This is a genomic window from Paenibacillus sp. YAF4_2, assembly GCF_052113225.1.
Lineage (GTDB): Bacteria > Bacillota > Bacilli > Paenibacillales > Paenibacillaceae > Pristimantibacillus.
The window spans coordinates 207,747-233,606 of the sequence record NZ_JBFRCT010000002.1 but is presented as its reverse complement, the minus strand read 5'-3'; the positions used below and the strand labels follow the sequence as shown (position 1 = coordinate 233,606).

25 protein-coding genes and 1 other annotated feature are annotated in these 25,860 nt (G+C 45.5%); of the genes, 6 read left to right on the top strand and 19 right to left on the bottom strand.

The genetic code is table 11. The annotated features are described in order from the left end of the window. Positions 1-8: 8 nt before the first annotated feature. The gene (locus AB4Y93_RS05085) at positions 9-1,535 is read right to left on the bottom strand and encodes a response regulator transcription factor (RefSeq protein ID WP_441889631.1); all 1,527 of its coding nucleotides are present in this window, start codon (positions 1,533-1,535) and stop codon (positions 9-11) included. Continuing rightward, on the bottom strand, positions 1,528-3,318 hold the full coding sequence (locus AB4Y93_RS05080; RefSeq protein WP_441889629.1) for a sensor histidine kinase: 1,791 nt from the start codon (positions 3,316-3,318) through the stop codon (positions 1,528-1,530). Before AB4Y93_RS05080 ends, AB4Y93_RS05085 begins: the two co-directional genes overlap by 8 nt. Before the next feature lie 169 nt (positions 3,319-3,487). Here AB4Y93_RS05080 and AB4Y93_RS05075 point away from each other — a divergent pair, with 169 nt between their 5' ends. After that, positions 3,488-6,301, top strand: coding sequence for a glycoside hydrolase family 3 C-terminal domain-containing protein (locus tag AB4Y93_RS05075; RefSeq protein WP_441889627.1), 2,814 nt, complete (start codon positions 3,488-3,490; stop codon positions 6,299-6,301). A gap of 120 nt (positions 6,302-6,421) precedes the next feature. Here the strand turns inward: AB4Y93_RS05075 and yicI are convergent, their stop codons facing one another. Then, on the bottom strand, positions 6,422-8,734 hold the full coding sequence (gene yicI, locus AB4Y93_RS05070) for an alpha-xylosidase (protein WP_441889625.1): 2,313 nt from the start codon (positions 8,732-8,734) through the stop codon (positions 6,422-6,424). Positions 8,735-8,930: 196 nt separating this feature from the next. Here yicI and AB4Y93_RS05065 point away from each other — a divergent pair, with 196 nt between their 5' ends. Beyond that, positions 8,931-9,818 carry a helix-turn-helix domain-containing protein gene (locus AB4Y93_RS05065; protein WP_441889623.1) on the top strand — a complete coding sequence of 296 codons (888 nt, stop codon included), beginning with the start codon at positions 8,931-8,933 and terminating at the stop codon, positions 9,816-9,818. A 70-nt stretch (positions 9,819-9,888) separates the two neighbouring features. On the opposite strand, the gene AB4Y93_RS05060 is transcribed toward AB4Y93_RS05065, so the two are convergent. The 4 genes from AB4Y93_RS05060 to AB4Y93_RS05045 all read right to left on the bottom strand — a co-directional run bounded on the left by AB4Y93_RS05060 (position 9,889) and on the right by AB4Y93_RS05045 (position 11,128). Continuing rightward, positions 9,889-10,050: a fibronectin type III-like domain-contianing protein gene (locus AB4Y93_RS05060; RefSeq protein WP_441889621.1), complete on the bottom strand. Its 162-nt coding sequence runs from the start codon at positions 10,048-10,050 to the stop codon at positions 9,889-9,891. Next, positions 10,040-10,195 (bottom strand): hypothetical protein, encoded by a 156-nt coding sequence (locus AB4Y93_RS05055; RefSeq protein WP_441889619.1) that lies wholly within the window; start codon positions 10,193-10,195, stop codon positions 10,040-10,042. Before AB4Y93_RS05055 ends, AB4Y93_RS05060 begins: the two co-directional genes overlap by 11 nt. Before the next feature lie 160 nt (positions 10,196-10,355). Then, on the bottom strand, positions 10,356-10,646 hold the full coding sequence (locus AB4Y93_RS05050; RefSeq protein ID WP_441890503.1) for a hypothetical protein: 291 nt from the start codon (positions 10,644-10,646) through the stop codon (positions 10,356-10,358). Positions 10,647-10,687: 41 nt separating this feature from the next. Then, complete coding sequence (locus tag AB4Y93_RS05045; RefSeq protein WP_441889617.1) at positions 10,688-11,128, bottom strand: HEAT repeat domain-containing protein; 441 nt, start codon at positions 11,126-11,128, stop codon at positions 10,688-10,690. Between the two features lie 356 nt (positions 11,129-11,484). Here AB4Y93_RS05045 and AB4Y93_RS05040 point away from each other — a divergent pair, with 356 nt between their 5' ends. Continuing rightward, positions 11,485-12,096 (top strand): pyridoxamine 5'-phosphate oxidase family protein, encoded by a 612-nt coding sequence (locus AB4Y93_RS05040; RefSeq protein WP_441890501.1) that lies wholly within the window; start codon positions 11,485-11,487, stop codon positions 12,094-12,096. Positions 12,097-12,159: 63 nt separating this feature from the next. Here AB4Y93_RS05040 and AB4Y93_RS05035 read toward each other — a convergent pair whose 3' ends face one another. The 4 genes from AB4Y93_RS05035 to AB4Y93_RS05020 all read right to left on the bottom strand — a co-directional run bounded on the left by AB4Y93_RS05035 (position 12,160) and on the right by AB4Y93_RS05020 (position 16,408). After that, positions 12,160-13,260, bottom strand: a complete 1,101-nt coding sequence (locus AB4Y93_RS05035; RefSeq protein WP_441889615.1) for a DUF4179 domain-containing protein — start codon at positions 13,258-13,260, stop codon at positions 12,160-12,162. Then, on the bottom strand, positions 13,257-13,811 hold the full coding sequence (locus tag AB4Y93_RS05030; RefSeq protein ID WP_441889613.1) for a sigma-70 family RNA polymerase sigma factor: 555 nt from the start codon (positions 13,809-13,811) through the stop codon (positions 13,257-13,259). Before AB4Y93_RS05030 ends, AB4Y93_RS05035 begins: the two co-directional genes overlap by 4 nt. 189 nt (positions 13,812-14,000) lie before the next feature. Next, a complete protein-coding gene (locus tag AB4Y93_RS05025) occupies positions 14,001-15,002 on the bottom strand; it encodes a tryptophan--tRNA ligase (RefSeq protein ID WP_441889611.1) in 1,002 nt (333 codons plus the stop codon). A gap of 47 nt (positions 15,003-15,049) precedes the next feature. Further along, positions 15,050-15,305: a binding site (T-box leader), on the bottom strand. A gap of 206 nt (positions 15,306-15,511) precedes the next feature. Next, on the bottom strand, positions 15,512-16,408 hold the full coding sequence (locus AB4Y93_RS05020) for an alpha/beta fold hydrolase (protein WP_441889609.1): 897 nt from the start codon (positions 16,406-16,408) through the stop codon (positions 15,512-15,514). A 134-nt stretch (positions 16,409-16,542) separates the two neighbouring features. Here AB4Y93_RS05020 and AB4Y93_RS05015 point away from each other — a divergent pair, with 134 nt between their 5' ends. Then, a complete protein-coding gene (locus AB4Y93_RS05015) occupies positions 16,543-17,238 on the top strand; it encodes a helix-turn-helix domain-containing protein (protein WP_441889607.1) in 696 nt (231 codons plus the stop codon). Positions 17,239-17,285: 47 nt separating this feature from the next. Here AB4Y93_RS05015 and AB4Y93_RS05010 read toward each other — a convergent pair whose 3' ends face one another. The 3 genes from AB4Y93_RS05010 to AB4Y93_RS05000 are packed head-to-tail and all read right to left on the bottom strand — an operon-like array spanning position 17,286 to position 19,261. Beyond that, complete coding sequence (locus AB4Y93_RS05010) at positions 17,286-18,182, bottom strand: DMT family transporter (RefSeq protein ID WP_441889605.1); 897 nt, start codon at positions 18,180-18,182, stop codon at positions 17,286-17,288. A gap of 36 nt (positions 18,183-18,218) precedes the next feature. Beyond that, the gene (locus AB4Y93_RS05005) at positions 18,219-18,893 is read right to left on the bottom strand and encodes an LrgB family protein (RefSeq protein WP_441889603.1); all 675 of its coding nucleotides are present in this window, start codon (positions 18,891-18,893) and stop codon (positions 18,219-18,221) included. Next, the gene (locus AB4Y93_RS05000) at positions 18,890-19,261 is read right to left on the bottom strand and encodes a CidA/LrgA family protein (RefSeq protein ID WP_441889601.1); all 372 of its coding nucleotides are present in this window, start codon (positions 19,259-19,261) and stop codon (positions 18,890-18,892) included. Before AB4Y93_RS05000 ends, AB4Y93_RS05005 begins: the two co-directional genes overlap by 4 nt. Positions 19,262-19,370: 109 nt before the next feature. On the opposite strand from AB4Y93_RS05000, the gene cidR reads away from it, so the two are divergent. Next, the gene (gene cidR, locus AB4Y93_RS04995; RefSeq protein ID WP_441889599.1) at positions 19,371-20,252 is read left to right on the top strand and encodes a cidABC operon transcriptional activator CidR; all 882 of its coding nucleotides are present in this window, start codon (positions 19,371-19,373) and stop codon (positions 20,250-20,252) included. Positions 20,253-20,303: 51 nt separating this feature from the next. Here the strand turns inward: cidR and AB4Y93_RS04990 are convergent, their stop codons facing one another. Next, complete coding sequence (locus tag AB4Y93_RS04990; RefSeq protein ID WP_441889597.1) at positions 20,304-20,660, bottom strand: hypothetical protein; 357 nt, start codon at positions 20,658-20,660, stop codon at positions 20,304-20,306. Positions 20,661-20,805: 145 nt separating this feature from the next. Between AB4Y93_RS04990 and AB4Y93_RS04985 the strand changes: the two genes are divergently transcribed. Further along, complete coding sequence (locus AB4Y93_RS04985; protein WP_441889595.1) at positions 20,806-21,705, top strand: SDR family oxidoreductase; 900 nt, start codon at positions 20,806-20,808, stop codon at positions 21,703-21,705. 317 nt (positions 21,706-22,022) lie between these two features. On the opposite strand, the gene AB4Y93_RS04980 is transcribed toward AB4Y93_RS04985, so the two are convergent. The 4 genes from AB4Y93_RS04980 to AB4Y93_RS04965 form a co-directional block, all read right to left on the bottom strand. Then, a complete protein-coding gene (locus AB4Y93_RS04980; protein WP_441889593.1) occupies positions 22,023-22,589 on the bottom strand; it encodes a DUF1697 domain-containing protein in 567 nt (188 codons plus the stop codon). A 19-nt stretch (positions 22,590-22,608) separates the two neighbouring features. Beyond that, a complete protein-coding gene (locus tag AB4Y93_RS04975; RefSeq protein WP_441889591.1) occupies positions 22,609-24,438 on the bottom strand; it encodes an ABC transporter ATP-binding protein in 1,830 nt (609 codons plus the stop codon). Positions 24,439-24,454: 16 nt separating this feature from the next. Next, positions 24,455-24,886, bottom strand: coding sequence for a MarR family winged helix-turn-helix transcriptional regulator (locus AB4Y93_RS04970; protein ID WP_441889589.1), 432 nt, complete (start codon positions 24,884-24,886; stop codon positions 24,455-24,457). A 98-nt stretch (positions 24,887-24,984) separates the two neighbouring features. Further along, positions 24,985-25,728, bottom strand: a complete 744-nt coding sequence (locus tag AB4Y93_RS04965) for a phytanoyl-CoA dioxygenase family protein (RefSeq protein WP_441889587.1) — start codon at positions 25,726-25,728, stop codon at positions 24,985-24,987. Positions 25,729-25,860 lie beyond the last annotated feature (132 nt).

Below are 25,860 nucleotides of genomic sequence, written 5' to 3'. Positions count from 1 at the left end.
CGTTCTACTTACGATTCTTTCTTCTTATAGACGGAAGGTGAAGAACCTACATACTTACGGAATTTGCTATGGAAATAGTCGACGTTTGCATAACCAACCATTTCCGCGACTTGATATACCTTAAGTCCTTGCTCAAGTAATATTTTCGCTTGTTCCATCCGTACTTTATCCAGATACGTGTTGAAGTTTTCCCCTGTAACCTGTTTAAATAGCTTGCCGAGATAAGCACTGTTGTAATTAAATAGTTCGGCAAGCGTCTCCATTTTGAGGTTCTCCTTGTAATTCCGGTGAATAAGATCGATCATACGCTTGATTTGCTTGTCAGCCGAAGTATTGTCGAGGGAATCAGCAATCTCTTCGATAATGGCAGTGACCCGTCTGGTAAGAGAGTTGAATCGGTATTCCCGGTACAGCTCCGGGATCCGCAGACGGTATTCACGGACAGGAAGCTCCGGACGCTTGGAAGCAAGCTTATCGAGAACAACCGATACCAGTTCTACAAACGCAGCCTTAATCTCGGCTTCTCCGAATCCCATCGCCTTCATCGCTTCGGCGGACTCTTCGATGAGCTGCCGGATCGCATCCCTGTTCACAATTTCAAGAGCCAGATATAGCTTCTCTGCAATCCCAGTCCAGTCAAGTTTGGTTTCGTAGATGCTTGCGGGCTGCAGAATATCCTCCTGCATGATCTTGCCGCCTTCCAGGAAGAACCTAAACTTCATCCGTTCCAGCGCTTTCTGATAAGCAGCCGGGATATCAGCAATACCAGCTGCTGCCTTACCGCCCGACACGACAGTAAAGTCGGAAGCATGCTCTTCACAAGCATCGGCAATTATCGTATACACATCACGACAGAAGGCCTCATTGTCCAGGCTTTTGTTCAACAAGATTAGCATGTACGGCTCCATCCCAATGGCTAGACCTGCCCCGGCTTGCTCAAGCCGTTCGGAGAGTCTGCGCTTGATCTGGGCATGTCCTGCCGTATCCTCTTCACTTCGTTCATACGTCTTAATCAGGAGCAATTCGTACGTCTTCCAATCAAGGGATGTTGGCAGCTGTGACATATTGCCGACTAAACTGCCTTGGGCAAGCAGCTGCTTCAAATCCTCCTCCACATTTCCTTGACGCACATCCTGTTGTTTTTGCCGGGCTTCATACTCGATATCCAGCTCTTTCTTCAAGGAATTCAAATAGTCGATCAGCTCATCCTCATCTACGGGCTTAAGTAGATAGCCATCAATGCGCTGGACAATAGCCTGCTTGGCATATTCGAAATCTGCATAACCGCTTAAGATCAGTACATGCATATTGCCGCCATTTTCTCGAATGGTCCTGATCAGCTCAAGCCCATTCATCTCCGGCATTCGGATATCCGCAATAAGGAGATCCAGCTCATACTGCTCGCATTTGCGAAGAGCATCTTTTCCGTTAGCTGCCGTATCTACAACCTCGTAGCCAAGGCTTTCCCATTCCAGTAAGGTGCGAAGACCTTCTCGGATCATCGGTTCATCGTCTACAAGCAATACTTTATACATATAAATCCTCCCCAAAAGGTAAGGTAAAAGAAACCTTTGTCCCTATACCTGGTTCGCTCTCGAATTGAAGGCCATGCTCCTGACCGAAGGTCAACTGCAGCCGAAGATGAACATTGCGTAGTCCAATTCTATTGTTCTCCGCGTCTTCCGTTTCGCTTAATTGATCAGCCACACTATCGATCTTCTCCTGAGTCATTCCCGCCCCATTATCAATTACTTCGATCCGAACAAGACCACCTTCACTAGTTGCACGAACGATCACAACGCCGCCCTCCACCTTATTCTCAAAGCCATGAATAACGGCATTCTCAACCAGCGGTTGAATGATCAGAGGTGGAATCGATACTTTCTCCACAATCGGATCGATATGAAGCTCGTAGGATAAACGATCCTCATATCTGAATTTCTGAATATCCAAATAACAACGGACAATATCCATCTCGTCAGCAAGATAGGTCATGCGCTGCGTCACCTCAATACTACGCCGCATCAGCTTGCCGAGCAGACGGACAACTTGGGAAATCTCCTTTTCCCCTTTCAAATGAGCCTTCATCCGGATCGATTCCAGCGCATTAAACAGGAAATGGGGATTAATCTGGCTCGCCATCATCTTCAGCTTGATTTCATTTTGCTTGGATTCAAGCAGGTTCTTCATCTTGTTCGTTTCCTGCACTTCTTCGACCAGACCGTTAATGCTCGATACCATGGAGTTAAATTGCCGGGATAACTGGCCAATCTCATCCTTGCCGTCAATTTCCATCACGATATCCAGCTTGCCTGTCGCAACCTTCGTAATATGCTTACTTAACCGAAGCATCCTCTTCGTAATAATGGTGGATACCCCGATAATGAGGAAAATAGCGATAATCAAACTGATTGCAATAACCGTAAGCGCCAATGATTTAATGTGATTGGCATCCTTCACGATGGTATCTACGGAGAAGACCGAGATGATCCGAAGCGTGTTTCCGCTTGATTCCGGTACAAGCGGCTCAATCAGCACGCGAGAAGCTTGGCCGTCGATATCCGCCGAATACATGCCGCTCTTCTCCTGTACAATACTTTGCTCGAAATCAATTTCTTGCAGCGTTTTACCGGTTCTCCCCATCCTGTTAGCCGCAACAATCTGGTTATTATCATCAACAATCATGGTCTCAAAAGATTCCTGATTCAAAATACTGTTCATCATAGACATATTTAACGTAATGACGAGGACACCACTTGTATTATTGTCTGCAAAATTAATCTCGCGCACCAGGCTTAAGTAATTTCGTTTATCCCGCTCGTCCTCAAGGTAATACCAGTTGACTCCGCTTCCCGGTGTCAATGCTTTCTTATACCAAGCCGTTTCCTTAATGGACTTGTCCGGCTGAATGAAGTCCCAGTTATTGAGCATCGTTGGATTCTCCATATAGAACCGGATATTCGCTACTTCATCATGCTGCTGACGAATTTCATTGAAGTCAGTGTACTCCCGATAAGCAGCTACTACTTCGTATGTCGATTCATAACGACGGTTCGTAACGGTCTCCAGTCGTCCGTTATTTTCCAATCGATAGGCACTGTCGTACGCGACATTCATTAGCTCGGTTGTTCTTGCTTTCACACGTTGTACGTTTGTATGTGTCTGCTCCATCGCGTTATCCAGCGCCATATTGCGCAGCTCGTTAGTCAGGAACACGCCAACAATCAGAATTGGAATGAAGAGGACTACGATACAGGATAGGATGAGCTTTGTTCTCAGTTTCACATTATTAAGCAGGTGTGAGAACATATGAAACATCTTGCAAGCCCCCTGTCACCAGAACAGAAAATTTGATTGCGTTTACATTCTAGGCGTTTAAACGCTAATTGTACAGGGATTTTATCTCCAATTGTTCGGGTATGAACTGGAACTCCCACATGTTAGAATCGTTGAAACCCCTTACAATTTAAAGGAGCTGACCTTTTTTATGACCCAGAATTATCCATTCCAAAACCCCGACCTGCCACTTGAGCAGCGTGTTAATGATTTGGTTAACCGATTTACACTCGAGGAAAAAATCAATCTAATGTGTCAGTACCAGGACGAGATCACTCATCTTGGCGTCAAAGCATACAAGCATGGAACCGAAGCTGCACATGGTATGGCATGGCTTGGCGAAGCAACTACGTTCCCACAGCCAATTGGTCTTGCTTGTACATGGGACAAAGATTTATTGAAACAAATCGGCAGCGTGATCGGCGATGAAGCACGCGGCTTCTATCACCAGAATCCTTCGCATAACGGTCTGACCTTATGGGCGCCTACTGTCGATATGGAACGTGACCCACGCTGGGGCCGTACCGAAGAGGCTTACGGTGAGGACCCACATCTGACTGGCAAGCTGTCAGCTGCAATCACTCAAGGTATTCAAGGTGACCATCCTTTCTATGTGAAAGCAGTCGCTTCGCTTAAGCATTTTATCGGCAACAACAACGAGATTAACCGCGGAGAATGCTCCGTCAGCCTGGATCCACGCAACAAGCATGAATACTATTTAAAAGCCTTCGAAATTCCATTCAAAGAAGGTGGAGCACTGTCGATGATGACAGCTTACAACTCTGTGAATGGTGTCCCTGCCAACCTTAATACTGACGTAAATACGATCGTCAAGCGGGAATGGGGCATGAACGGTTTTGTTGTCAGTGATGCGGGCGATGTACTTGGCACAGTGAATGATCATAAATACGTGGATACGTATAAGGAAGCTGTAGCCCTGACCATTAAAGCTGGTGTAGACAGTATTACCGATGATCATCCGATCTCGAAGCAAGCTATCCGTGAAGCCCTTGCAGATGGCATGTTAACGGAGAACGACCTGGATATCGCCCTTCGCAATACGTTCCGTGTCCGGTTCCGCCTTGGCGAATTTGATCCTGCATCCCGTAACCCTTATGCGGCGATTGATGATTCCGCAATTATGAAGCCTGAGCATGCCGAGCTTGCACTAGATTCTGTTCGTAAAAGCATCGTGCTGCTTAAAAATGACGGCATCTTGCCCCTGCATTCGGATAAATTGTCCAAGGTTGCAGTTATCGGCCCGCTTGCCGGTATTGTATACCGCGACTGGTATAGCGGCTTGATGCCATATGCGATTACACCATTTGAAGGCATTAAAGCCAAAATGAATGGTCCTGAGCAAACCGTAAGCCTTGCTGCCGCAAGTAATCGGGTTAAGCTGAAATCGCTCAAAAACGGCCGTTACGTTACGCTCACAGATGGTGAGAAAAACCCACTTGCCGCAAATTCACAAGCATCTGACTCAGCAGAAGTGTTCGAGACAACAGATTGGGGTTGGGACAGCCATACGATCGTCGCAGAGAATAATAAGCTCTATTTATCAACGGATGATGAGCAGGTCACTGCATCCTCTGAGCATATTTGGGAGTGGTTCACGAAAGAAGTGTTCCACGTTCGTCCGCAGCAAGATGAGAATGTCGTAACCTTCACTACATGGAATAACCGCCCTGTTACGGTTAACGCGGAGACCGGCGCTCTTGAAGTGCAAGACGGCGATGCTATTATTGCCGAACCCTTCGCAGTTGTAAAAGAAACCGACGGCCTTCAGGAAGCTGTAGAAGCTGCCCGTCAAGCAGAGGTTGCTGTCGTTGTTGTCGGTAACCACCCGCTCATTAACGGCAAAGAAACCATTGACCGTCCTGACTTAACGCTTGCTGCTTACCAAGAAAAATTGATTCGTGAAGTGCATACTGTGAATCCAAATACGGTTGTTGTTATTGTTGGCAGCTATCCATTTGCGATACCTTGGATTCAACAGAACATTCCAGCAATCCTCTATATGTCACACGCAGGTCAAGAGCTTGGCCGCGCACTAGCAGATGTCTTATTCGGCGACTACAATCCTGCAGGACGAGTAAACATGACCTGGTATGAGTCAACCAATCAGCTTGGCGAATTTATGGACTATGATATTATTAAAAGCGAGCGCACTTATCAGTATTTTGCAGGCAAACCACTTTATCCATTTGGTCACGGCTTGTCATACAGCCGCTTTCAATATGAAGCTCTTAACCTTGAACAGTCTGCTGATTCGGTAACGGTAAACTTCCGTGTAGCGAATGTCAGCGATGTTGACGGCGAAGAGGTTGTCCAGCTTTATACGAGAGCGCTTGATTCACGTGTTAAACGTCCGCTCAGACAGCTGCAATCGTTCGAGAGATTGGCTTTGGCTGCTGGTCAATCAACTGAAGTCCGCTTCGAGCTGGACCGTTCCGAGCTGGCATTCTGGGACGTAACACGAAACAAAATGTGCGTCGAGCAAGGCAATTATGCGTTCCTCGTTGGTGCATCCTCCGGCGATATCCGCTTGGAAGGAACATTAAGTGTTGCTGGCGAAACGATCCCACCTCGTGATCTATGCCAAGTAACTGCTGTCGTAAACTATGATGACTATTCCAACGTTATCGTCAGCGACAACACAGAAGGCGGAGACAGTGCTGCAACAACAGCGTCCGGCGCATGGCTTCGTTACGATGATGCCGTGTTTGGCGAAGAAGTCTGCTTCTTCGAAGTAAGAGCGCAGGCAGTTAGCGGTGCAACAATTGAGATTAGATTGGATACGCCAGATGGTCCATTAGCTGGCAGCTGCACGTTGCAAGCTGGGACTGCGAATTGGCAATCGGCAACCTGCTCCATTGAGCAAACGGCCGGTCACCACAGCGTGTATCTGGCTGTACAAGGCGAAGGTGAAACCAAGCTAGGCTGGTTCCGCTTCGGTAAATAATAAGGAGTCCGGAAGTGTGAAAGGCGTGAGCCTTAAGCCTTCCGGGCTTTTTTTATACAAATAAAGCAAATTCGCAAACAGCCGCTTACTCGATTGAGTAAGCGGCTGGTCGTGATTCAATTACAGGTTAACAGTAATCTTTTGTCCGTGAGGCGTAAGCTTCAAGCCTTCTTGGCTTGTTTGTGTGCCTGCGCCTTCAACAGAAGCTGCTTGCTCGATACCACGCAGAACAGCATGCCATGGCTTGCCTGTTCCTTCATAGCTGATCACGATTGTGCTGCCTGTACGAACAGCCGAAGCAGTTGCTTGCGGCTTACCGCTCAGATCATGGATAACAGCAGTAGCTGTTGCACCGTCTTCGAGCTCGAACAGGTGCAGCGTAACGTTATCTGCATAGTCGTAGTCAGGCTTTTGGTTGTCACTGCCAATCGCAAGAAGCGTGTTTGGACGAACAAGCAATGGAATCGAGCTGTAACCGTGATGCTCTTCTACCCATTTGCCGCCTTCAACTGTAGTGCCATCGATCAAGCTTGTCCATTTGCCTGCTGGTACATAGTATTTAACCGTACCTTCAGTATTGAAGATTGGAGCAACAAGCAGGTTTTCACCCAGCATGTATTGACGGTCCAAATAATGAGTAGTTGGGTCTTCAGGGAACTCCAGAACCATCGCACGCATCATTGGCAGACCTTTCTCCGTTGCTTCTACCGCATGATTGAACAGGTATGGCATCAAGCTGCTCTTAAGCTCGGTGAAGTAACGAAGCACATCAACGGACTCTTCGTCGAACAGCCAAGGTACACGGTACGATTCATTGCCGTGCAGACGGCTATGCGAGCTGAGCATACCAAAGGCAACCCAACGTTTGTAGATGTCTGGTGGTGCTGTCCGTTCGAAGCCGCTAATATCATGGCTCCAGAAGCCGAAGCCGGAGAGACCAAGCGACAGACCGCCGCGAAGGGATTCCGCCATCGAGTCATAGTTCGCAGAGCAATCGCCGCCCCAGTGAACGGGGTATTGTTGACCGCCGGCAGTAGCCGAACGTGCAAACAGCATTGCTTCACTTTTACCACGGTTTTCCTCAAGCACTTCAAATACCGCTTTGTTATACAACTGTGTGTAGTAGTTGTGCATCTTCATTGGATCAGAGCCGTCGAAGTAAACAACATCCGTTGGAATCCGCTCGCCGAAGTCTGTTTTGAAGCAATCAACGCCCATGTCCATCAGACGTTTCAGATGGCCTTTGAACCATTTCACGGCATCCGGGTTCGTGAAGTCAACAAGGCCCATGCCCGCTTGCCATTTATCCCATTGCCATACGCTTCCGTCTTTCGTGCGAACGAGGTAGCCGTTCTCCATACCTTCTTGGAACAATGGCGATTTCTGAGCGATATAGGAGTTGATCCATACACAAATACGAAGTCCGCGCTCTTTCAAGCGGCGAAGCATGCCCACTGGATCCGGGAACATATCTGCATCCCACTCGAAGTTACACCATTCATATTCTTTCATCCAGAAGCAGTCGAAGTGGAAGACATGAAGCGGAATATTACGCTCTGCCATTCCTTCGATAAAGCTGTTAACTGTCGCTTCATCGTAATCCGTTGTGAAGGACGTAGTCAGCCAAAGACCAAACGACCATGCTGGCGGCAATGCTGGCTTACCAGTCAGCTTCGTGTAGTTGTCAAGAACGTCCTTCAATGTTTTACCGCCAACGATGAAGTATTCCAGATGTTCGCCCGGTACGCTGAAGCCAACCTTCGATACCACTTCAGAACCAACCTCAAACGATACGCGTTCCGGATGGTTAACGAATACGCCATAGCCTGCGCTGGACAGATAGAATGGTACGTTTTTGTAAGCTTGCTCAGAGCTTGTACCGCCATCCTCATTCCAGGAGTCTACAACTTGACCGTTCTTGATGAACGGGGTGAAGCGCTCGCCAAGTCCGTATACTTGCTCGCCTACACCAAGATCAAGCATTTCGCGGAAGTAAGCTTTTCCTTCGTCTTTCACATAAGCAGCGGCTTTATGCGCTGTGCCTGTCATCTTGCGGCCATTCTGGTGGAACTCCAGGCCCCATGATGGCGATTTGCGAATGCGAGCCTGCAGGCCGCCGCTAGTCAAGGTTGTGTACTGCTCGTCACTTTCGACAGTAACGTTATGGTTAGCATCTTCGTTAATTTCAAACTCTGGGCCAATTTGTTTAACGCCCGCATGATGGATCCAGCGTACTTTGATAACGTCTGGAATTGGAGAGCTGATCTCTGCTGTCAGCAGGGTGCCGTTCAGCGTATCCCCTTTAATATTAATCGGCTTCGTTGCACAGTAAGCTGTCAGCTTGCCGTTCTTTTCTTTCACTTCACGTACATCTACCGGATGCTGCATCTCTACGCCTTCGCGAATTTGCCAATAACCATCTGTAAATTTCATTGAATTGAACCTCCTAAAATGAATTGTGAAGCAATTCATACTTCGTAAGCATTTTTCCCCACTTAGTAGCTTCTCGTACCTTGTAAGCGGTTATGTTATAATAATATTGTCTTATCTTGTTTAACTCTGCCTAAATATTGCCCATTATTATCACGATTTTGACATTTGTCATCCGAATCGTTAGGAGTTCTTATAAATGGATAAATCAAGACTAAAAGAAGCGCGAAAACATGGCAATCCGATCTATCCAGTAAGCTTGTATGACATTACTTGCCCACCGGATGCACCACTGCTTGACCTGCATTGGCATGATGAACTTGAGCTTCTGATGGTGACGGAAGGAACGGCTGTATTTCGCGTCGATATGAATGATTACGAGCTTCAAGCCGGCGAAGCGATCTTCGTAAATTCAGGGGAACTGCATTCAGGGAATGTTGTTGGCGATCAGCCATGCTCCTTCTCTGCTGTGGTGTTTCATTCCAGCTTGTTCAACAGCGGATCAATTGATTATTTATTCGACCGTTATATTTCTCCTGTATTGGAGAGAAGATATGATGTACCTGCTCATCTGCAGCAGGAGCCTGGAGACATGCAAGAATTGTTGAATATGTTGGATCAATTGTTTGAAGTTAATCGCATGAGCCTGGCGGCTCCAGAGCTAATGATTAAAGGATTGCTGTACGGTATTATCTCTAAGCTGATTAACCTCGGAGGAACGGCTGCCCGGGCAAAGCCTGAGCAGGAAGGGTATCGGATTGAAAGACTCAAGACTGTAATCGAATATATCGAGCAGCATTACGCCGATCCTATCCCCTTACAGAAGCTTGCTGAGCTTGCGCGAATGAGCGAATCTTATTTTTGCCGATTTTTCAAACGGATAACAACAAAAAGTCCAATCGAATACATGAATAACTACCGCGTTCAGCTGGCAGCCAATCGCCTGCGGCAGTCCGATGCAAAAATTATGGAGGTTGCCCTTGATGTAGGGTTTAACAGCCTTAGTTATTTCAATACCGTGTTCCGCCAGCGTTACGGCTGTACGCCTCGGCAGTTCCGAAGCCGAACGGAGGGACAGCGGTCATAATTCACTTATTGGTCCAAATAAAAAGAGCCGATCCTGATGGATCGGCATGACCTAATCTATTCCTATTCGATTAATTCAAACAGCGCGCCTTGCACTTCCTTGGAGTTACCACCGATAAATACAGTGAACTCCCCTCCTCCGCACAATAACGAAGCTGCTTATCATGATACTTCAAGTCTTCTTCTGTAATCTGGAAGCTTACTTCCTTCGTCTCGCCTGGTTCAAGATCCAATTTTCTGATCTATTGTCAGCTGTCCAAGCAGCTTGCCTACTTGCACCGCAATATCTTCATCCGTCCGTGGCTTGATTGGTTCCATTGGGCGATAAGCTTGCAGGGAATCCTGCCAGGTTCTCGTCGACAGCCTATTTTCGTTCATTCCAAATACCCCTTCCGGTTGTAAACGCTTAATTCCATAGTAGAAGAGTGTCATGAAATGAACTATCCCTAATATTCGGTTTTAAGAGGGATGATTTTCGGAACATAAAAAGGATCGAAAAGCGATGGGCTCTTCGATCCTTTGATTCTTGAATGGCTGCTTAATTAACAGGCTTGTATTCCGAATTTGCTGTATCCAGCATCGATTTCCAGCTGTTAAATTTCGTTTCTCTTGCCACATGACGATCAAACAATTCCTCATGGATGTTATTGATTTCAGCTTGCGTCGTAGCTTGGAAGTTACCTTTTTCCAGAAACTCCGCAAAACTATCGAAACTCGAATACTTTCTCATAAACGATCCATTAAACAATTTGTCTAATGAAATATTGTTCGGGTCTTCCTGCAGGTTTTTTTGTCCTTGAAGATCCTTCAACAGGTCTTCCATAGACATCGGTTTTTGTTTTCTCAAATAAACACTCCTTTTCGTTTAACCTATCTTTTGGATAAAGATGTCCAAGTCGATTCCAGCCAGCTATCAAAGTCTGCACCCTTGACACCATCATAGGCATCATACACATCAAGTCTCATTTTTCTTAGCTTTTCTTTAAACTCTTCGTAGGAATGACCTTCTGGCAAGCTTTTCTTAATACGAACCAGAATTTTTGCGGTTCCTTTAATCGGATCGCCTTTTTTTTGTGCTGGCAGCTGAACATCCTCACCAAATGCCTTGAGCTTACGATAAGCAGCTTCTTGAACGGTGTACACGGAATCGTTATTCAATCTATGCGTTAGTACATCGATGATTTTCGGATGGCTCGACTGGCCCAGTTCTTCGACTGCATCCAGACGTTCTCTCCAATTAGATCGATTAGCTGCTGCTTTTAATTCATCATAATTCTCAGGCAATTCATTGTTAAATCCACGTTGACTCAAATGATCCCATCCGTTCTTTGAATATTTCACTTTTATAATTACCGGATATTACAACGTTATCCTTAACTTGCGCCGTTGACAACCCAATGTAATTTATCCTTCAGTTCTTTATAGTAACACACAATTCATCATCAGACTTGACTATTTGGTCATTAAACTTTTAAATTTAACAACTTTTCGTTGCTTCGCAATGCCTTTCTTTCCATTATCGCCATCCAAGCAGGCAGAATAAACTTTGCAACGTACATTTTGACAATGTTTGACTGTATCCTCGTGCTCTCTATATGGTAAAATTATCTAATACTATTTGCATAAAGAAAGGGTGGCCGCTTTTGATCGGAATAGATAAAAGCCAAATGATTAGTACGGAAGCTGAACTTCGATCACTTATTGGTTTTCCAAGCGAACTGGTGGAGCATAAGGTTATTCCTGCAATTGATCATAACTGCCGGGACTTTATCAACAAATCCCCTTTTGTAATCCTTTCAACGTCTGATTCTCATGGTAAATGTGATGTCTCGCCTAGAGGGGATGCCCCCGGATTTGTACATGTCCTGGATGACAATCATCTCGTAATCCCGGAACGTCCAGGCAACAAAAGAATCGATACCTTACGCAATATTTTGTCTAATCCTCATATCGGTATGGAGTTTTTGATCCCTGGTCTTGGTGAGACACTTCGAATAAATGGCCGTGCATCTATTACGAAAGATATGGAGCTCCTGAAGCAGATGGCCGTAAAAGAACGAATTCCTCTAATCGGAATTATTGTTGAGGTTGAAGAATGTTATTTGCACTGCGCCAAAGCCTTCTTCCGCTCACAGCTCTGGAAGCCCGAAACATGGTTAGGCAAAGAGCAGCTTCCTTCTCCAGCTAAGATCATTTCCGAGCATGCGAAGATTGACGGAGCAACACCCGAAGTGGTTGCTGCAAGGCTTGACGATGGGTATAAGAATCGGTTGTATTAATAAACAAGCAATCTGATATAGCCCAGCGGCTCATCTGATTGCTTGTTTATTTTATCACTTCTTTCATTCAACAATGATATCTTCTAGTATAACCTCTTCTTGTTCCTTATCTTTTCCCTGTTGTACCGTACTCTCCTCATCAGATCCTTCTCTCGTCATTTCCACTGAACCATGATTATCAGAGGTATGATTATATAAAGAAAGCTGAGGAGTAATAATAAGCTTCGTTGCTTTAGGATCTAATTTCTCAAATGTTTTACTCCAGCTCATATCATATCCCTCTTTATCCCCTGCGCCTCCATTACCTTGACCTGAATAATAATTCCCTAAATCATCTTTCACTTTTATTCCAATATCTACGGCATCCCATTTCATTCTCACCTTCTGGTTAACCACTTGATTGTAATAAATAATAAAAGACATTGGTGTAACCGTTATTTTATCAAGATGAATGGTAACCCCGTCATGCTCAACACTGCGGTCAATCTGTTGTGTGCTGCTTTCGGTTGCCTTTAGCTTCAGAGCAAAATTCCAATTCCCTGTTATTTTCTCTTTACTGTCCTGCTTCCATATATTTTCAATATTCCATTTGATATTTGCGATTTCTCGATTCTTATCGTGACTAAAGCTGGTTCCCGTCATTAAGCCTACGTATTTGTTATTTCCAACTTTAGAAATTTGGTTGCTGCCCGCTACACCATCTGCACCCTTCATATCCAATAAACTGTGCACAACAGGATGAGCCCCTAAATCCTGATTACTCTCTAAAGAATAAGTTAAAAATACGGTTTCGCCGTCAAATACCGCATCATTTATAGTGATTTTAATGCCGTTATTTTCTTCTGCTATGTCCATTGGACTGGAATACTCTTTATAGTGATCAAATAGCCCCGATCTTCCCATATCCAAAAATCTGAAAATATTATCGATTACAGGGATGCTGTTAGCGTAAGCGGGGAACGTCATCCCAAGCAAGGCAGTTGATAAACCGGCTAAGAGGAGAGCTGCCGCAGCATTCCTTGTCCATCGTCTTTTTCTTGGGTGGATGGAGGACATCACTGCTCTTTTAACTTTAGTCCGTTCTAACTCACTAACTTCCATTTCCACAAATTCGTTCTCATCTATGTCCATGTCATTTATTAATTCATAGATATCCTTCATCATAATTGACCTCCAGGATTTACCTTGTTATAAAGTTTCTTCTTCCCTCTATAGATTCGATTGTCTATCGAGGCTCTGGTCAGACCAAGTTTGCTGGATATATCGTCCGTCTTTAAACCCAGAAAAAATTTCATAACAAAGATATTCCGATCAAGCGGCTCTAACAAATTAATGAGTTGGATAAGCTCTTTTTTATTTTCGCTCACAATAAGTTCATCTTCTGCCGACATCCCATGCTGGAGCTCCACATCCGTTGAGGTAAACTCCACTTTCTTACTGGCCCGTCTGTAGTAATCGATAGCTTTAAACTTAGCAACCGCACAAATCCATTTTTTAAAATCAGTGGAGTCTCCATCAAATTTACTCGAATTATTCCATATAGAAAGAAAAATATCGTTGATACATTCCTCTATCATTCCATCGTTATCCAAAGGGGAAAGAACTTTATAGGTTACCCCTTTTATAAGCGGTAAGTATTTATCAATAATGAATTCTAGTGCATCTTCTTTTTTACGCTGCAGCCGCTGGATAAAGTTATCCTCATTCGATCTCAATTACGGTCCTCCTTTATATGTAAAACTAACACTCTATATAACGAAATAAAATGTTGCTTCTCTCACCTCAATTCTATTTTACAGATAAAAAAAGTGCCTCTCGAATAGGAGGCACTTTCTATATTAGAAGCTTTATCCTCACTGCTGCTTAATAATCGCCCGATACAGAAGCGAGATTTAACCATATTTTTATCTATACCGCCCAATCCTTAGTTTAACCCGCTCCAGCAATGGCTGAGCCATCGCTCTTGCCTTCTTGGCTCCTGCACTCAGTATCTCGTCAATCTCATTTCGAGAAGCCATTAGCTTATGGTACTTTTCCCGCGGCTGCTCCAAGTACGCGTTCATGACCTGGTACAATTCTTGCTTGGCATCTCCCCAACTGATACCGCTATGGAATTTGTCTCTTAACTCTTCTACTTGAGCCGCTAATGCAAACTCTTTGTACAACAAGAAAATATTCGACGAATCAGGATCTTTAGGCTCGTGTGGAGCGGTTGAATCTGTTTTGATTCTGCTGATCAATTTCTTCAGATTCGCGGCCGATTCGAACAGCGGGATTGTATTGTTGTAGCTTTTGCTCATTTTCCGGCCGTCCAATCCTGGGATAACCGCTGTTTGATCATCAACGATATAGTTAGGTAATTTAAGAGTGTCTCCATAATTTCTGTTAAAAGCTTCTGCAAGATCTCGCGCGATCTCTACATGTTGGATCTGATCCTTGCCGACCGGCACTACATCGGTTTGGAAGAGCAAAATATCCGCCGCCATCAAAATCGGATACGTGAACAACCCCAAATTAACGCCAGTGTCCATATCGAGTCCCAGTTGTTCGTTTTTATCAACGACAGCTTTATAGGCATGAGCACGATTCATCAGTCCTTTTGGTGCAAGGCAGGATAGGATCCAGCTAAGCTCGAAGATTTCCGGCACATCCGACTGTCTATAAAAAATAACTTTCTCCGGATTCAGACCTAATGCCAGCCATGTCGCGGCAATCCCGTATGATAATTCATTAAATTGCTCACTCTCTTGAATGAACGTAAGTCCATGATAGTCCGCTACAAAATATAAAGCGGTACAATCGCTATTCTGGGCAATCTGCAAAGCAGGCTTGATTGCGGCAATGTAGTTTCCTACATGGACTTGCCCTGTTGGTTTAATTCCTGTTAATACGATCTTGTCGCTCACGTTATCCTATCCCTCCTCGATCTAAATAAAAAAGGGGCTCCCGTCCTGAAAAGGACGAGAAACCCCGTGATACCACCTTAATTAGCCCGAATGTTGATTCGGACTCACTTTAACGTATCGAAACCTAATAGCGGTTTGAATACGCGTCTCTTGTAACGACGAGACTTTCGCCAAAGCCTACTCGACTAGCTTTCGGTTTGGATGCTCAGAAGCCCACTTCGGCATAATCCCTGCACTGATTCGCACCATCCATCAGCTCTCTGGAGTATTCGTTATGCTTACTCTCTTCATCATCGCAATTTGGTATAAAATTGTATTAGTATATTTTTACAACAGAATGCGCCATTTTGTCAAATACTTCCTTATATTGTCTAAGGCTATTACGCTGGTTCTCCTTAACGATGTCGCACATTGTTAAGCATAGTTAAAATAATAGGGATAAAATAATAATCAGTCCCAGAAGCATCTCTGCTTCTGGGACTGTTCTATAAAAAAAGGCGATACAGGTGTTAAACCTGTACCGCCTTTTTCGTTAACACCTTTTCAAAGGCATCATTAAAGTATTGCATTACATACTTCGCTACATGACATTCAAAGGATGCGTAATCCGTCAGTACCTCTGAAGGATTCTGGATAAAATCATAGACCTTATCAGATACGAATTGAGGCTGATCGATAAACAACGTATTCGTTGCTTCAGGAACAACGATTACAGACGAATGCATCAGAAGCTGCGATGATAAAGCAGTTGACGATAAATAGATGGAATCATCGGCACCAACCAAGGCTAGTGTAGGATGAGAGAGTGAGGCAAAATCCTCATTCGTCCCGGCTCCTGCATACAATTCAAGAGCTTCAAAATACGTCTCCGGCTGGACTGTCATATAGGCCGTTACCATCTTCTTAAATAATGAGCTGTCTGGTGGCAGCTTCGAAATCCCCTGCACCATACTTTCCGCAAGTGTAAGCATATCCCCATTACTCGTCAGTTGCTTGCGGCTTTGGATGACCGAATCGACCGTTTCCCTTGGCAAAAAGGCAGGAACTGCAAGTAAGACAAGACTTTTCACCAGATCAGCATGCTGGAGGCTGAACTTAACCGCCAATGTGGCACCAAAGCCATGGCCCATCAGATGAACAGCACCCAGCTCTACTTTGATAATGAACTGGAACAGATCTTGTATAAATAAATCCCAGCTAAGCAGCTCTGTACCTCTCTCTGTGCGGCCATGTCCGCGCAGATCGAGTACAACAACCCGATAATGCTGCTGAATAAAAGGAAGGATTGGCTCCCAAATATCCTGGTTATGTCCCAAATCATGTATAAATACAATGGTTTCCATCTTAGAATTGGCATTATAGATCTGATAGTTAATCGAGATCTCTCGCACTTGGATAAGTGGCATAAAATCCTCCTACGATTATGAACTTCATATGAACCTCACTCTATGATATCTCGATTCTCCCTATACGTCTGTTGACTTTAAGTCACATAGCAGATAATCTCAAAATAGACTACTAGATTCTGGAGGTCCTGGTTATGGATATTCGCCTCGAGTTTGGACAACGAATTAAAGAGTTACGGGCCCGGAGCGGCATGTCGCAAGAGCATCTCGCCTATCGCGCAGGATTGGATCGGAGTTACATAAGCGGAGTTGAACGCGGTGAGCGGAATGTCAGTATTGTGAACATTGAGAAAATAGCCGCCGCGCTCCAAATTACAGTAGCCTATCTGTTCTCAACTGAGCGCTTCTCTCTTACTCAAGCCTATCAACCTAAAGAATTTATAATCCCATTTAAAGATAGAGTTCAATATACGGTTGATCCGGACAAGAAACTACTCTCCTTCCAGGTCAATGGACTAGCTTCCGGCAAGCAGGATGTTGAATACATGTCCTCCATCGTCCTTGGAATTTGTTCAGCTTTCGGTAAAGATGAACTCGATGTTTTGGTTGATCATCGCGGCATGATCACTTCTGATGGCCAGCCTGTTGTCTACTCACCTGAGGTTGCAGAGAGGGCTGTACAGTTCCAGCAAGAGCTTACAGCTTACAGCAAGAAGGTTATTGTCCTATGCAATTCAGAGTTTATGGTTGAGCAATTAAATCATGTAGCGAAATTCAGCGGGATATACGATAAAGCGACTCATCTATTCGAGAAGGACCGGGATATGGTCGGCAAAGCCTATGAAATGCTGGATATTCATGATCATCAATTTATCCAAATGAACAAATAAAACCGCCTGGGTGGCGGTTTTATTTGTTAGGTGTTCTATTAGGTGTTCTATATAGAGGAACTTTGCAGAGGGCGTGGTCGATTCACCATGTAAATACTGAAAAGCACGAATACAAGCCCGATCAAAAGGGTAAAGGTAAACGGTTCATGAAGGAATATCGTTCCGATCAAGATTGCCACAAGAGGAATCAGAAATGTATAAGAAGCTACCTTGCTCGCTTCACCTGAATCCATCAGCTTGTAGAAGACCAGCCAGCCGAGTGCAATAACAAAGATCGAAATAAATAACAGGCTGACGATAAACCCGCCGCTCCATTTCACATCCGACCAGCTTTCTGTCACAGAACCAAGCCCCGTCATGAATAAACCGCCGATCATTAACTGCAAAGTAACTAACCATATATGGTCTACCTTAGCACTGGACTTCTTCACATAAATGGTGCCAAGCGCCCAGCTGAGCGCTGATCCAAGTGCCAGCAGAACACCTGCAATCGAGATATGGCCGGATGCGCCGCTCGCTCCACTGGATATAATCCCCACACCAGCAAACCCCAGTACAAGGCCCGTAACCTTCAACCCGTTCATAAGCTCACCGAGCCATAACCAAGAGAAAATACCTACAAGAACCGGCTGCAAGAATACGATCGCCGAGAACAATCCGGCAGGCAAATATTGAATACCAATGGTTTGCAGACCGTAGTACAATACGACATTGACAATAGCAGATATGACATAAATAAACCATGTTTCCTTAAATCGCAAACGGCGGTATCTTGGAATCGCCGCAACTAGGAGAAGTAAGCCACCCAGTAATGTTCGGACTCCCGAGAACAACACAGGCGGCATAAAATCTAACGCATATTTGGATAATGGCCAATTAATACCCCAGACCATAACCAAAAATATAATAAGAAAAACGGTCTGTTGTTTAGATAATTTTTGCACGCGAACCCTCCCTCTCGGATGTTTACAATAGCAGCGTTAATGCCCCAGTACAAGCGGCGTCAAGAATAGCGTTATAACGGCTGCCAATATCATGGACACACTGGATACAGTACCGGAAATACTCCCCAGCTCAAATGCCTTGGATGTACCCGCTCCATGTGCACTTGTGCCAAGCAGCACACCTTGTGCAACAGCATTACGGATCCGGAACAAACGTATCAATGGCGGACCAATTAAGGAGCCGAAAATGCCCGTAATCATAACCGCAACAGCCGTAATCGTCGGAATACCTCCAATCGACTGCGATACATTCATAGCAATCGGTGTTGTGGCAGAATGAGGAATCAGGCTGTATGTTATTTTCTCATTGAGACCTAATCCCTTTGCGAGCCACAAGGAGGATGCAACTGCCGTCGCAGATCCCGATAATACACTCACGATAATTTGAGCGGCATGTTTCTTTATCAGATCATAATGTTTCGACAGTGGAATAGCAAAAGCTATTGTCGCCGGGCCTAACATATCGGACAGCCAATGTGCACCGGCATTATAATCATCATAACTGGTTCTCGTGACTGTCAGCAGTATGATCAGCACGACTGGYGTAAGTATAATTGGTGATAAGAGCATATGGTTTTTTTGCTTATAAATCCTTTTGGCAGCTACATACACAATAATCGTAATAAGAAGGCTTGCTGCTGCAATTATCATAACCGCGAGCCCTCCTTCCGCTTGGCAACCTGCTGAGCAACCAACCCGCTGCACAGCATGACGATGATTGTCCCTAATCCAATAACCAAAGCAATTTGTACACCTTCATTAAGGATGAGCTGACGGTACCCTATTATTCCAACGGCTGGCGGGATAAAAAAGAGCAGCATTGTAGCGATGAGCCAATCCGAGCCGGATTCTATATATTTGCGGGGAATAATCTTCATTTGCAGCAGCCCAAATAACAGGATCATGCCTAGAATACTTCCAGGGACTGGAATGTGAAGCCATAAGACAAACTGGTTCATGATCCATGAGAATACAATAAAGAACAAAATTTGAATGCTGATTTTCGATAAGAAACGCATAACAGCCAACTCCCTTTAATGGAAGTGTACAGCAGCCATTATCATAGGTAAAATACATTTACAGAATGTTTTTCATTCCATTTATCTATGGATAAGGAGAAGTTTACGAATGGATATCCGACATTTACAATATTTTGTTGAGGTTGCCCGCCTGCAAAGCTTTACGAAGGCAGCTCAATCCCTCTACATCACTCAGCCGACCATTAGCAAAATGATCAAAAACCTCGAAGAGGAGCTTGGCGTCGTCTTGTTCGAGCGTACCGGGAAAAGAATTGCGTTAACCGATGCCGGCTCTATTCTGTTGACGCAAGCGCAGCAAATGGTCCAGTCGTTCAGCAATATGAACTCCAGCTTGTCCGAATTAATGGAGCTGAAGGCTGGCCATATCCGTATTGGCCTGCCTCCGATGGTAGGCGTCAGTTTTTTCCCTCGTATTATCGGGCTGTTCAGAGAGAAATATCCGAAGATCACGATGCAGCTGTTTGAGCATGGGGCTAAGAAAGTCGAGGCAGATGTCGGCTCAGGTGAGCTGGATATCGGAGTTATTCTGCTGCCAGCAAATGAGGAACGGTTTGACAACTTCTGCTTCGTTCGCCAAAGCTTGATGCTTATTGTTCCGATTTCTCATCCACTAGCAGACCGCAAGGACGTTCCTCTGCATGAATTGAAAGATGAACCCTTCCTGTTGTTCCATGAGGAATTCACTCTTCATGACCGAATTATTGCTGAATGCGAGAAGCTTGGTTTCCAGCCCAATGTCGTGTACAAAAGCACACAGTGGGATTTCATCAGCGAGATGGTGGCCGCTAACCTCGGTATTGCAATGCTGCCCGAAGCGATCTGCCGCGAGCTTGATCAAGAGCGTCTGCGGGTCATCCCGCTGACCAATCCAAGTATTCCTTGGCATCTAGCTATGATTTGGCGAAAAGACAGCTATCTTTCATTTGCCGCAAGGGAATGGATTGCTTTCGCGAAAGAGACGCTGGTTTAGTTCATAACACCAAACAGAAAGAGGTTGCCCATAGGGACAACCTCATTTGTTTTATTTAGTTCGGTTACTCCTTGGTCCTGGCGGCATTCCGCCAGGTCCTCCCGGCATTCCGCCAGGTCCTCCCGGCATTCCGCCAGGTCCTCCTGGCATTCCGCCAGGTCCTCCTGGCATTCCGCCAGGTCCTCCTGGCCATTGTCCAGGTCCTCCTGGTCCGCCAGGCCCCCATGGACCACCCGATCCTGGACCAGCCCACGGTCCTCCCCATGGCGGACGCGGCGGCGGCCCCCAGCCCCACCATGGTGGACGAGGTGGCTGCCACCCCCAAGGTTGAGGCTGCCAGCCCCATTGTGGACGAGGCGGCGGGAATCCGCCACCTTGAGGGAAAAATCCCCGATTCGATTTTGTCATTTTGAAATTACTCCTTTTTTTAAAAAAGTAATTTAATGCATGCGTTAGCGTATGTGAATACCCAATGGGATGTATAGGCAAACATAACACCTTCTAAGGATTAGGTGAATATCCTGTAGCAACTTGGTTTATTTGGAGGAACAAAATGATCCCGATATATCCTTATTACAGTCAGGAGACAAAATGTAAGCAAGTCCCCATTACTTTCCCGCCCCAGCATCAGGACCAGCAGCCTGGTCTCGAGTATTTAATGAATCCTACACCTATTTCGGATAACCCCGAATATAAAGGCAGCGGTAAGCTGAAGGGTAAAGTGGCCATCATTACAGGTGGTGACAGCGGGATTGGCCGTGCGGTTGCAATTGGTTTTTCCAAAGAAGGCGCGGATGTGGCGATTGCCTATCTGTACGAAAGAGAGGACGCACTTGCGACGAAGCAAATGGTGGAGACATACGGCGGCCGTTGCTTGCTGATTGAAGGTGATTTGAGGAAGCCTGAGTTCTCCTCGGAAATTGTCCGCCAGACATTGGAGTGCTATGGCTGTCTTGACATATTGGTGCTCAATCAAGGTGTGCAATTCCCGCAATCCTGTATTCTGGACATTACAAATGAACAGCTGGAGGACACGTATCGCACAAATATTTTTCCTCATTTCTATTTAACCAAAGCAGCCCTGCCCCATCTCAAACCGGGAAGCTCCATTATCAGCACGGCATCAGTTACCGCTTATGCGGGTGCGCCCTTACTTGTGGATTACTCCTCCACGAAAGGTGCAATTGTCTCCTTCACCCGCTCCTTGTCGCTCCAGCTTGTAAGCTGCGGCATACGAGTGAATGCCGTAGCTCCCGGTCCAATCTGGACGCCGCTTATCGTATCCAGCTACTCTGCCGAATACGTCAAAACGTTTGGTCTTGAAACACCAATGAAACGTGCCGGTCAGCCATTCGAACTGGCTCCAACTTATATCTATCTCGCCTCTGACGACTCCTCCTACGTTACGGGCCAAGTGCTCCACGTAAACGGCGGAGTAATGACGGAGACATAGGCAAAGAACGTCAAAAAGCCTCCAAATCCACATTGTATTGGGATTGGAGGCTTTTTTATCTTGCATACTATACCGAAGTCATGCCCTTCTTCAGCACCAGACTGGATTTTGTACAATAGAATTCTACCTCAACGCGAAATATGTACTCTACGTTGGATTCCGTACATTCAAATTAACACCTTATAGACATTTCCCAACTAGCAGAGACGATAATACTGGATAGAATCCAACATACCGCCACCATACAGCCTACGCGGTATTTTTCATTGTACGTAATCCAACGTAGACATTAAAGACTACACCAGTTGCTACACGTATTAAATACCTTTTTCCATCGCATCCGCCAAAGCGACAAGCTTATTAACGGTATTCCAATTGCGGACAGTCGTATGACCGCCAAGCTTGTCAGCTTTTACTGCGAGCTTGGAATTACGGACGCTCTGATTAAACAAAAGGTAAAGATTCCGCCCAGCGCTTTCAAATGTCTCCTCTTCCGACTCGAAAGAGCGGAGCTTCTCAATCTGCTCGACGGTCGGCTCCTCATGCATCATCGACACATACAAATATTCGCCTTGCGCACTTGCTGCAGCATCTGCCATTTGCTTCTCCGTGAAGGGGCAGCTGGAAGCAATCGTACGCATCTCATCCGCCGTCCGCATAATCACTCTGATCGACAAGCCAAACACTTTCTCAATTTGCTGCTCGATACGTTGCCGAAGTGCAGCCTCATCCTCTTCAGAGGTGAACAAGATATTGCCGCTCTGAATATAGGTCTGAACATCAGACAATCCTATAGAAACCAGCGCTTCTCTTAAATCGGCCATCTTGATTTTATTTTTACCACCGACATTTATCCCTCGCAGTAAAGCAATATATATGCTCATACAACACCTCATCTTATCTTTAATGACTTTCGGTGAATGATTTCCGTTCAAACTGCTTAGCATGTAAATCTTTGTATACCCCACCCAGTTCGAGCAGCTCGTCATGTTTTCCTTCTTCTACAATCGTCCCATCCTGCACGACCAAAATATGATCCGCTGCCATTATGGTGGACAACCGATGTGCAATAACGATACTCGTCTTATCCTGCAGCAGGACACTCATCGCCTTCTGAATATAATACTCGGATACCGTATCAAGCGAAGAAGTTGCTTCATCCATGACGATAATCGCCGGATTTTTAAGAAGCACCCTTGCTATGGAAATACGCTGCTTCTCACCGCCCGACAGTTTCATCCCCCGATTACCAACAACCGTGTCATATCCCTCAGGAAGCCCCATTATGAAGTCATGAATATATGCCGCCTTGCATGCATTCTCCATCTCTTCCTCCGATGCCCCGTCATTGGCATACATCAGATTCTCTCGTATAGTCCCGTTAAAAAGATAGCTGTCCTGCGTCACTAGTCCAATCTGCGACCGAAGCGACTCCAGCGTCATATCGTATATATCCGTGCTTCCGATCCGAATATTCCCCGAAGACCGTTCATACAGCCGCGGCAGCAGATTCGTTATCGTTGTTTTCCCAGCTCCACTTGGCCCAACAAGTGCTGTCATCGTACCAGCCACAGCGGTGAAGGAGATATGCTGCAGCGCAGGTTTATCTCTTTGATAGGCAAAGCTTACATCCTCAAACACAATGTCTTGCCTAGAAATATCAATCGGCAGCGCTTTAAGCTTGTTCACAATAACCGGCTCCATATCGAAATAATCAAAAATCCGTTCAAATAAAGCAACCGACCGATTAATATCGACATACAAGTTCGTTAGCTGCCCCACCGGACCGTAAATTCGGCCAAGAAGGGCGACAAAGCTGATGATGGCCCCGATCGTAATCTCTCCTTGAATAAAAAGATAACCCCCATATAAGTAGATCAGCATAGGCCCTATCGTTGTAAAAGTAGACAGTACCATCATAAACCAGCGGCCAGCCATCGATTCTCTAATTTGAAGGCGCGTCGATTCGGCATTAACTGCTTTGAAGCCGTCAAATTCCTTCTGTTCCTTCGTGAACAGCTTCATCAGCAGGTATCCGCTAATACTAAGCGTTTCCTGAATGATATGGTTTTGATCGGACATTTTCTCCTGGGTCTGCTTGGCAATGTTCCAGCGGACACGGCCCATTTTCCGAGTTGGCATAATAAAAAGCGGAACAACAAGCATACCCAAAATGGCAAGCTTCCAGTTCATAAAGAACAAGGTGCCAAGCGTTGTCGCCAAGATGAATAAGTTACTTGCAAAATTGACAACCGTGCTGTTGAATACCCCTTGGATCCCGGCGATATCGCTCGTCATTCTCGTAATGACCTCGCCCTGCTTCACATTGGAATAGAACTGCAGCGGCATTTGCTGCAAATGCCGGTACATTTGATTTTTCATATCATAGACAATATTTTGCGAGATATAGGAATTCAGATAGCTTTGCAGCACACCAATTAAGCCTGAGGCTACGGTAGCGGCAAGTGAAATAAGCACCAGCTCCACAAGCAGCCCCATATCTTTATTCGGGAGAGCGTCATCAACAATATGCTGAATAAAGATCGGCGGCAAGAGGCCCAGCCCCGAGGAAACAAGCAGGATTAGCAGCACAACGATCGTCTGTTTCCAATAGGGGATAAAATAACTGGCGATACGAGTAAGCATAGCTTTCGAAATATTTGGCTTAGCCCCATCATCGAACTTCAGCTTGTTAAAACCCATTCCTCCAGGTCCTCCATACATTTTGGACATTGCGGGACCCCTCCGTTCATAAATGTTTCAAAATTTGCTGATGCAGTTCAGAAAGCCGGTCAACGTCTTCCTTCTGCAAATGTGCAAGCGCAGCGCTCAGCGCCTTATACGACGCGGCTTCCTGTTTATATACCTGACATAACTCTTCTCCGGCAGACGTAATAAACAGCAGAATCTCTCTCCGATCCTGCTCGGAGGGCTCACGAAGGACAAGCCCCTTCTCCACAAGCTGGTCGATATAAACGCTGACCCTGCTTTTCGCAAAAACAAGCTTCTCCGTTAATTCCTTTTGCTTCTGACCCGGATTCAAACGAACGGACTCCAGAATGTTGATCTGGTGAACAGTTAAGCCTAAATCAGCGGCGCTTTGAAAGGCCAGCTTTTTTAACTGACGCGCTATTTTAAAAAACGATTGGTATATGTCCATCTCTTTCGCATTTGAATCCAACTGCCACTCCACCTTATTAGTTATGTTTGTAAACAGTTACGTTTGTGAACTAATTATACATAAAAAGAAGAGAGCTTTCCAGCTCCCTTCCGTGCTTCCTAATATAGTGGATATTTCTGACGAAGATCTTCCCGATGAAGGACATGTGAATCCTCACGAATGTAGTGGCAAACATAGGAACGGCGCCATCTGTCCGTGCTTCTATTCTTGTTCGAGGAATGAATAAGCAGCTCGCTGAAGAGGAGGATATCACCCTTTTCCATAATGACCGGTATTTGCTTCGTTGTATCCACGCCTTCTGTCTCCTCGGTCCAATGCTCATGCTCTTCGATATTTTTTACAGCCCCATGCGGCAGGAGTCCCAGCTTATGTGTGCCAGGCATCACCCATAAGCAGCCATTCTCGATATCAACCACATCCTCCATAGCTGTCCACGCGGCGATCATCGTCATGGGATCATTTTTAATATAGTAGTAATCCTGATGAGCGGCCTGTCCGGGGGAACCTGGTTCCTTGTAGAAATACATGCTTTGCACGCAGACCGCTTCTTTCCCCATCAATTGCGCCAGCGCCCCGCGTACGATCGCATGCTTCATCAGTTGTCTAGACATGCTGTCATGCTTATGCGGATTAAAGAGTCGCAGAGAATATTTCTTGCTCTCCTCACATGTCGCCCATTCCGGCATCGGGGATTGGTTTCTTATATCATAGATGTGTCCGTTAAAGGCATCAATCAGATCGCAGGACATGCCTTCTTTCCATAACAAATAACCATTTTCCTTGAAAAATTCAATTTGTTCTTCCGAAAGGGGAGTAAGAGGAGCTGTATAAGTTATATTCACTGTTCATTCTCCTTTATCTTTTATTTGCTCGAGCGATAGCTTTATCGTACTCCCCCTCCTTAGGTCGGAACAATGGCTGCCATTTGCCTTTTTGTATCTGTGATTGATATTCTGCTTTTCGTGGCAGTAGAA